Here is a 7,576-nt window from a genome sequence, read left to right as displayed (position 1 = left end):
GCGGCGGGGGCCGGGATGTGATGAAGGTGGCGCAGACAGCACCGCCAATCGCGCTATCCGCGCCTGAAAACAAAAAACCCCGCCATGGGCGGGGTTCTACGCTGTTCGGCGCGCGCGGGGCGCGCCGGCAGTCAATGCTTACAGCGGGGTGATGTTCGCGGCCTGCAGGCCCTTCGGGCCATTCTTGACTTCGAACTGCACGCGCTGGTTTTCCTGCAGCGACTTGAAGCCGTCGGCGCGGATTTCCGAGAAATGGGCGAAGAGGTCGTCACCACCCGCGTCCGGCTTGATGAAGCCGAAGCCCTTGGCGTCGTTGAACCACTTGACGATACCGGTTTGCATGATTTGCTTTCCAGAAAAAGGACAAAAAACATCGCATGACGAAAACGTCATCCGACACGGGGAACTCAAGGAAAGGACACCATGGACAACCGAAGTACCAGACGGTGGCTAACGAATGAACTGTTGCCTCGTCGCTTGAATCTAGGCGGCTTTATACGGGGGATTGCCGCAAGCGTCAAGCCGGGGACGCCCCGGAGCACCCCCGTGGCGGCGCTGGATTCAGCGGTTCGCGCTGTGGGATCATCACGCCTTTTGCATATCGCTTATTCGCCTGTGCCATGGCGAAGCGGGCCGGCCTGCACCAGAGTACGCTCGCCGCCCAGCGGGGCGTCGCGGGATGCTTCAGGCCGAAGCCAGCCACCTGCGGCCGCGCCGTTGTTGTCGCCGCGCACACGATAACGATATCAGGAGACCAGTCATGTCGATGCCGGAACCCGCTTCCAAGCCGGGCACGTCAACCGCCAATCCGCCGCACGGCAAGCCACAGGCCGCGCCTTCGCTGATCGAGCGCCTGTTCAGGCTGCGCGAACACCAGACCGATGTACGCACCGAGATCCTCGCCGGCGTCACCACGTTCCTGACGATGGCGTACATCATCTTCGTCAACCCGTCGATCCTGGGCGATGCGGGCATGCCGAAAGACGCGGTGTTCGTCGCCACCTGCCTGGCCGCGGCGATCGGCACGCTGATCATGGGTTTCTACGCGAACTACCCGATCGCGATGGCGCCGGGCATGGGCCTGAACGCGTACTTTGCCTATACGGTGGTGAAGGGCATGGGCTTTGCATGGGAGGCGGCACTCGGCGCGGTCTTTATCTCCGGCTGCCTGTTCCTGCTGGTCACGCTGTTCCGCGTGCGCGAGATGATCGTCAATGGCATTCCGCATTCGATCCGGGTGGCGATCACCGCGGGCATCGGCCTGTTCCTGGCGATTGTCGCCCTGAAGAACGCCGGCATCGTCACCGCCAGCCCGGCCACGCTGGTGACCATCGGCGACCTGCACCAGCCTTCGGCCGTGCTGGCGATCATCGGTTTCTTCGTGATCGTGGCACTGGATCATCTGCGGGTGAAGGGCGCGATCCTGATCGGCATCCTGCTCACCACGCTGCTGAGCTTTGCGTTTGCCGGCAATACCTTCCACGGCGTGTTCTCCGCGCCGCCGTCGCTCGGCCCGACGCTGTTCAAGCTAGATATATCCGCCGCGCTGTCGATCGGCATCATCAACGTGGTGCTGGTGTTCTTCCTGGTGGAGTTGTTCGACGCCACCGGCACGCTGATGGGCGTTGCCAACCGCGCGGGCCTGCTCAAGGCCGGGAAAATGGACCGGCTGAACAAGGCGCTGATGTCCGACAGCACCGCGATCATGGCGGGCTCGTTCCTCGGTACGTCTTCCACCACGGCGTATATTGAAAGCGCATCCGGCGTGCAGGCGGGCGGGCGCACCGGACTGACGGCGGTGACGGTGGCCGTGCTGTTCCTCGCGGCGTTGTTCATCGCGCCGCTGGCCGGCACGGTGCCGGCCTATGCCACCGCGCCGGCGTTGCTGTATGTGTCCTGCCTGATGTTGCGCGAGCTGCTGGAGATCGACTGGAATGACGTCACCGAAGTCGTGCCCGCGGTGATGACCGCGCTTGGCATGCCGTTCACGTACTCGGTCGCCAACGGCGTTGCGTTCGGCTTTATCAGCTACGCGGCGCTCAAGCTGCTGACCGGCCGCGCACGCAGCGTGCCCGTGATGGTGTGGATCATCGCGGCGGTGTTCATCTTCAAGTTCTACTACCTGCCAGGGCATTGAGCGCGCCAGCCGGCATGGGATGAAGGAAGGGCGGCCAGGGCCGCCCTTTTTCCATGGTGCGCTGCTGTCATGATATTGACATCGTGATGCCGGGCGGGCGCCGTAGCGCCGTCCGACACCCGCCAGCCGTACCCGTTTCTGCGTGCCGCGCGAGCGGGTCCACCGGCCGGGCGTACCTGTTTCTGCGTGACAGTCCGCCACGCCCTCGCGGCATGCGGCACGGCTTGCCATTCCCGCGCAACGGTGCTGCCATCACCCGTTCGGGGGTGTCAAAGCGTACCCGTTTCTGCGTAGCATGCATGCAGACACCGGCCGCTGGGAATGTGCCGGTCGCGGGCCGGCGGCCAGTGTGCGCGCGGCCTCATACCAAAGTATGAGATTGGCTGTAAGTCACCCACTCGGGGCTGGACAAAGTGCCCCAAATGCACTGAACTATAGACGTGGCAAAGAGGGGCGCGGCAAGGCGCCCCTTCTTGACTCCGGTGCATGCGGCAGGATGCCGGAGCCAACCGAGAGCGCTTGAGCGCCGTTCGCCAGTCGGGGGACATTTCGGTCCAGACCGTCAACAAGGCGGCATAGCCACCATCCGGGAGCGTGCGGGAAACACGCGCGCCACGCAGACAAAAAACCAGTTCAAAGACTGACAAGTGGTAACCGCAGACGTGTAGTGCCGGGGGATGTTGTTCAACGGGGATTATCATGACCGCAGGAGAGATCCGGCGACCCGCTATCGGGCCTGTCAGGGAGACTAATAACCGCTCCATCCGAGCCATCCATCATGCCTGGGCTGCCGTGGGGGAAGCCGCAGGCGAAGCACCCAGCAAGCGGACCGTCCAAGATGGCGCGACGGCCGAGGTGGCCGCCCTGCTTGCCGACGACAGCGAACTCAGCGACAGCGCACGCGCGGCCGTGGCCAACCTGCTGCGCCGCCATCGCCTGCTCGAAGGCGAACTGACACGCCAGCGCACGCTGTTGCAGGAATGGATCCTGAGCCAACAGACCTACAAGACGCTCTACTACCAATACTCCGGCCAGTCGCAGCAGGCGCCGCGCCTGGAGTTGATGCGTGAAAAGGAGGCTGTGCGGCGGCGTATCCGCGCTCAGCTCCAGGTGGGTGCGGACGATCTTGCCGCGCCCGATGAGCAACTCCGCAGTCTGTCCAGCTCGTGATACCGACGTCGCGCGCGGGTGCGTGCCCGCAGCCAGTTCAGCCCCACCGTCCGCCGCGGCTGCAGGCCGCGACGGCGGACACGGGTGCCCGAACCAAGAACAAGCCTAACGTCCGGGAGATCGTGATGGACCGACTGTGCAAGGCGTCACGCACTGCACAGATCGTGGTCGTGTCGCGTCATGAAGATTTTGGTTTTGACCCGTCTGGCACAGCCACGGGATGGGAAATCCGCCGGATCCAGCAGATTCGCGACCTTGAACGCGTGGTGCGGGCCTGCCCGCCCATGGCAGGCGTGATCGACCTGCAGTCCGACTACAGCGATGCCGAGTTCGCGCAACTCGAACAGGCACTGCAGTACCTGCACATTACGTGGGTGGCCATCACCTCCGATGAAATGCTGGCGCAGGAGCGCGTGCGCCGGCTGATCCGCGACTACTGCGTCGACTACGTGCGCATGCCGTTCTCGATGCCTGAACTGCTCTACACGCTCAAGCATGCGCAGGGCATGGCGTCGCTGCACGGCACGCGCCCGCAGGAGACCGCCTCGCGCGGCACCATGATCGGCGAGTGCGCGGCGATGCGGGCGATGTTCCGCTCGCTGGCCAAGGTGGCGCACAACGAGGCACCGGTGTTCATTTCCGGAGAGTCCGGCACCGGCAAGGAACTCGCCGCGCAGGCGATCCACGATGCCTCGAGCCGGCGCAAGGGACCGTTCATTGCCATCAACTGCGGTGCGATTCCCTCGCACCTGGTGCAGTCCGAGCTGTTCGGGTATGAGAAGGGCGCGTTCACTGGCGCCAACCAGCGCAAGATCGGCTGGATCGAGCAGGCGCAGGGCGGCACGCTGTTCCTCGACGAGATCGGCGATCTGCCGCTGGAAAGCCAGGTGGCGCTGCTGCGTTTCCTGCAGCAGGGCATGATCACCCGCCTGGGCGGGCACCAGTCGATCCCGCTGAACCTGCGCATCATCTCGGCCACGCACGTGGACCTGGTGGCGGCACAGGCCGACGGGCGCTTCCGTTCCGACCTGTTCCACCGGCTATGCGTGCTGACGCTGACCATCCCGGCGCTGCGCGAGCGCGGCGAGGACATCCTGCAGCTGGCCAACGCGGTGCTGGCCGAACACGGGCACGAGGCCCACCGGCGCATTCGCGGGTTCTCGGCCTGCGCAACGCAGGCAATGATGCAGTACGCGTGGCCGGGCAACGTGCGCGAACTGATCAACCGCGTGCGCCGCGCCATCGTGATGACCGACAACCGCAAGATCACCGCCGAAGACCTGCAGCTGCACGGCGGGGCGGAGCTGCCGCGCAAGACCCTTGACGCGATCCGCGAAGAAGCCGAGCGCGAGGCCATCCGCACCGTGATGGCGAGCCACGGCTTTCACGTGGTGCCGGCCGCGCGCGAACTCAATGTCTCGCGCGTGACGCTGTACCGGCTCATGCACAAGCACAACATCCGCGTGGAGAGTCAGGTGACTGCGGGCGAGTAAGCGGCAAGCCGGCGCAGGTTGCCGGAGGCCGGACGCAATCCCAGGCGCCGCAGGAAAGGGGAACAGGCGACGTCCGCCCGCCGGCTCCGCCTTTCCTCGTGCCCGTCGGCACGTCAGCGCACCACTGCCAGGGGCCGCCTGGCCCCGGACTCGCCGCTGGCCGCATCCATCAGCTCGGCGGCAAGGTTCATGCTGAGCTTGCCACGCGGCTGGCGCGGCGGCCCGTTCTCGTCATGCTGGCGCCACGGCACGATCGCGCCGCGCTCCGGCTTGTCGCGCGCTTGCCGCCCTGGCGTTGACGTGGCGGCACCGGACGGCGTGTCCGGCGAAAGCCGCAGTTCCCCCCAGGCCCAGCCAAAGCCGCGCACGTAAACATCATTGCTGACCGCCGCGTGGCTGTCGGCGCTGGCCGCTTCGGGGCGGTCGAACCAGGCATAGCTTGCCGCCGCGGCGCTGGTTGAGAACACCGCCAGCACCGTGGCGGCAAGCATTCCGGCTGTCATGGCGGGTGCCTCCCTGTGGAAAAAACGGTGCCCGCCGGGGGACGGAGCACCAAATCCGCGCGGGCACGCTGGCTCGCGTACCCGCCATCATTCCGTTCGCGGCGCCAGCCTGCCGCGACATCCTGCGTTGCCAATGCTGCCTGCGGTCACGCGCGCCGCTTGCCCGCGTGGCGCCGGAAGGCAGCCCTGGCAACTCCGTGCCTGGCCGTCGCTGCGCAGCCAGCGCCTTGCGCGGCCGGCGTGGCGGGCGGCGTACGCGCCCGCGGATGGGGCAGCAGTGGCGACGACAGCAGGTCCACCACCGACGGCGGCGGACCCGCGAGCCGGTAGGAGCGCCGGCGCGCCGTCATGCGTGATGGCGGATGACGCATGTCTGGGTTTTCTCCTGCATGCAATGGCTGGTTCCATGGGCACGGGCCCATGTGCCCCTGTTTTGCCTGAGCGACAAGTGTGCCAAGGGCCGCAAAGGCTTATGCCACGCGGGTTTGCGGTATGAGGGACGAGCGCGGGCAGGCCTTGGGGCGCGGTGGCAGACCAATCCGTTTCGCCGCTGCAACGCGCCATGCGCGCGGCGGCGCGCGTGGTGGCCGCGCTGGTGCGGCGCCGGGTGCCCGTTGCGTACGCGGGGTGCGGGATAACGCGCTGCGCTAGGCCCGCAGGCGCGCTCTTGCAACGCGTTGCACGCCTGAAACCGGCGTTGCAGTTGACGCGGCCCGGCAACACCTGCACCGGCCGCCGATAGGTCACGCAGAAACAGGTACGCCCCGGTCAGTGTCCTGCGGTGCCGTCAGCGTGGTTGCCCCGATGCCGGCGCGGCTGGTGTGTCGGGAGGATTGAGCGTGGCGGGCGCGGCCGGGGTGGCGCTGGCCGCCGCGCCGGAAATGGGCTTGGGGCCCGGCTGGCTGCGTTCGCAGCCGGCGCAGCCCAGCATGCCGATGATCAGTAGCACGGCCGCAGGGCGCGTGCGGAGGTTGCAGGTCACGGTGCCTCCTTGCGCCGGCGCGCAGGCACGGGTTGCGCCGGCAGGTGTGCCTGGTCCTACTGTAGCAGGTTGCCTCCCTGCGCCGGCTTGGGGCAGCGCGCAATGCGCAGTATGATGAACGCACGGGCCTTCGCCGCACAGACCGCGCCGCGAAGGCACGCGCAACGCACACGCGATCCGCCTGGCGCATCGCGCCAGCACCTGGCCGTGACCGACAATACCGAACACCAGTCCTCTTCCGCCGGCAGCGCGGCGCCACATCACCGCAGGCATCGCCCGCACTGGCTGCCGGACCGCCATACCGGCGCACGCACCCTGCGCGTGGTCGCTGCCGCCATCAACTCCTGGTTCGCGCATCGGGCGGCCAGCAAAGGGGCGGCGCTCTCCTTCTACATGCTGTTCTCGCTGGCGCCCATCCTGGTGCTGGTGATCTCGATCGCCGGCCTGTTCTTCGGCGCCGAGGCCGCACGCGGCGAGATTTTCTCGCAGCTTGAAGGCCTGGTGGGCGAGCAAGGCGCCACGGCCATCCAGGAAATCCTGGCGGCTACGCACCGCGCTGGCGGCAGCGGCATGGCGGCGCTGGTGGCGACGGGCATCCTGCTCGTGGGCGCCACGAGTGCCTTTGCCGAGCTCAAGAGCAGCCTGGACGACATCTGGCATGTGCCGGTGCCCGAGACGGCGGGCTGGCAGCAATTGCTGCGCACGCGCCTGCTGTCATTCAGCCTGGTGCTGGTGCTGGCCTTCATGCTGCTGGTGTCTCTGATCGTCAATGCGGCGCTGGCCGTGGTTGAGCGCCTGTGGGGCCAGTTGTGGACGCAATCGTGGTTCGCGCCGGTGGCCGATGTGCTTTCCACCGCCTTTTCCTTTGCCGTGGTGACGGCGCTGTTCGCGGTGATCTTCAAGATGCTGCCCAATGCGCGCATTGCCTGGCGCGACGTCACCATGGGCGCGGTCATCACAGCCTTGCTGTTCTCGATCGGCAAGCGGCTGATCGGCCTGTACCTGGGCAACAGCGCAGTGGCCTCCTCGTACGGGGCCGCGGGCTCGGTGGTGGCGCTGATGCTATGGGTGTATTACTCGGCACAGATCTTCTTTTTCGGCGCGGAACTGACGCGTCAGTACGCGCTGCAGTTCGGCAGCCTGCGCGGCAAGCCGGCAGAGAAGCTGGCGGAATAACTTGCCGCACCTGGGCGCCACAAACCCGGAGCGGTGCCCAAAACCGGTAAAATAGCGCCCCATTCCCTTCGCGTGCCCGCAGAGCCCGGCCCCGCCATCGCCTGCGGGCGCTGCC

At 66.7% G+C, this 7,576-nt stretch carries 8 protein-coding genes; 4 read left to right on the top strand and 4 right to left on the bottom strand.

What is annotated here, in order from left to right:
* Positions 1-138 precede the first annotated feature (138 nt).
* Positions 139-342 carry a cold-shock protein gene (locus tag AC3WRI_RS24915; RefSeq protein ID WP_010811149.1) on the bottom strand — a complete coding sequence of 68 codons (204 nt, stop codon included), beginning with the start codon at positions 340-342 and terminating at the stop codon, positions 139-141.
* 418 nt (positions 343-760) lie between these two features.
* Here AC3WRI_RS24915 and AC3WRI_RS24910 point away from each other — a divergent pair, with 418 nt between their 5' ends.
* The 3 genes from AC3WRI_RS24910 to AC3WRI_RS24900 all read left to right on the top strand — a co-directional run bounded on the left by AC3WRI_RS24910 (position 761) and on the right by AC3WRI_RS24900 (position 4,800).
* Positions 761-2,137 carry an NCS2 family permease gene (locus AC3WRI_RS24910; protein ID WP_010811150.1) on the top strand — a complete coding sequence of 459 codons (1,377 nt, stop codon included), beginning with the start codon at positions 761-763 and terminating at the stop codon, positions 2,135-2,137.
* A gap of 699 nt (positions 2,138-2,836) precedes the next feature.
* On the top strand, positions 2,837-3,307 hold the full coding sequence (locus AC3WRI_RS24905) for a hypothetical protein (RefSeq protein WP_011617970.1): 471 nt from the start codon (positions 2,837-2,839) through the stop codon (positions 3,305-3,307).
* Between the two features lie 125 nt (positions 3,308-3,432).
* Complete coding sequence (locus tag AC3WRI_RS24900) at positions 3,433-4,800, top strand: sigma-54 dependent transcriptional regulator (protein WP_058697707.1); 1,368 nt, start codon at positions 3,433-3,435, stop codon at positions 4,798-4,800.
* Positions 4,801-4,913: 113 nt separating this feature from the next.
* Here AC3WRI_RS24900 and AC3WRI_RS24895 read toward each other — a convergent pair whose 3' ends face one another.
* The 3 genes from AC3WRI_RS24895 to AC3WRI_RS24885 form a co-directional block, all read right to left on the bottom strand.
* Positions 4,914-5,303, bottom strand: coding sequence for a hypothetical protein (locus tag AC3WRI_RS24895; RefSeq protein WP_492294274.1), 390 nt, complete (start codon positions 5,301-5,303; stop codon positions 4,914-4,916).
* A 146-nt stretch (positions 5,304-5,449) separates the two neighbouring features.
* Positions 5,450-5,674, bottom strand: coding sequence for a hypothetical protein (locus AC3WRI_RS24890; protein ID WP_231881471.1), 225 nt, complete (start codon positions 5,672-5,674; stop codon positions 5,450-5,452).
* A 416-nt stretch (positions 5,675-6,090) separates the two neighbouring features.
* Positions 6,091-6,285 (bottom strand): hypothetical protein, encoded by a 195-nt coding sequence (locus AC3WRI_RS24885; RefSeq protein ID WP_010811154.1) that lies wholly within the window; start codon positions 6,283-6,285, stop codon positions 6,091-6,093.
* A gap of 102 nt (positions 6,286-6,387) precedes the next feature.
* On the opposite strand from AC3WRI_RS24885, the gene AC3WRI_RS24880 reads away from it, so the two are divergent.
* Positions 6,388-7,461: a YihY/virulence factor BrkB family protein gene (locus AC3WRI_RS24880; RefSeq protein ID WP_011617967.1), complete on the top strand. Its 1,074-nt coding sequence runs from the start codon at positions 6,388-6,390 to the stop codon at positions 7,459-7,461.
* The last annotated feature ends 115 nt before the right edge of the window (positions 7,462-7,576 follow it).

The sequence above is a fragment of the Cupriavidus sp. FW305-27 genome, assembly GCF_058787995.1.
This window is presented reverse-complemented; position numbering and strand designations above follow the sequence as displayed.

Bases quoted from the DNA above. Each gene is read 5' to 3' on its own strand.
- AC3WRI_RS24915 (WP_010811149.1), bottom strand. From the start codon at position 342: ATGCAAACCGGTATCGTCAAGTGGTTCAACGACGCCAAGGGCTTCGGC.
- AC3WRI_RS24910 (WP_010811150.1), top strand. From the start codon at position 761: ATGTCGATGCCGGAACCCGCTTCCAAGCCGGGCACGTCAACCGCCAAT.
- AC3WRI_RS24905 (WP_011617970.1), top strand. From the start codon at position 2,837: ATGACCGCAGGAGAGATCCGGCGACCCGCTATCGGGCCTGTCAGGGAG.
- AC3WRI_RS24900 (WP_058697707.1), top strand. From the start codon at position 3,433: ATGGACCGACTGTGCAAGGCGTCACGCACTGCACAGATCGTGGTCGTG.
- AC3WRI_RS24895 (WP_492294274.1), bottom strand. From the start codon at position 5,303: ATGACAGCCGGAATGCTTGCCGCCACGGTGCTGGCGGTGTTCTCAACC.
- AC3WRI_RS24890 (WP_231881471.1), bottom strand. From the start codon at position 5,674: ATGCGTCATCCGCCATCACGCATGACGGCGCGCCGGCGCTCCTACCGG.
- AC3WRI_RS24880 (WP_011617967.1), top strand. From the start codon at position 6,388: ATGCGCAGTATGATGAACGCACGGGCCTTCGCCGCACAGACCGCGCCG.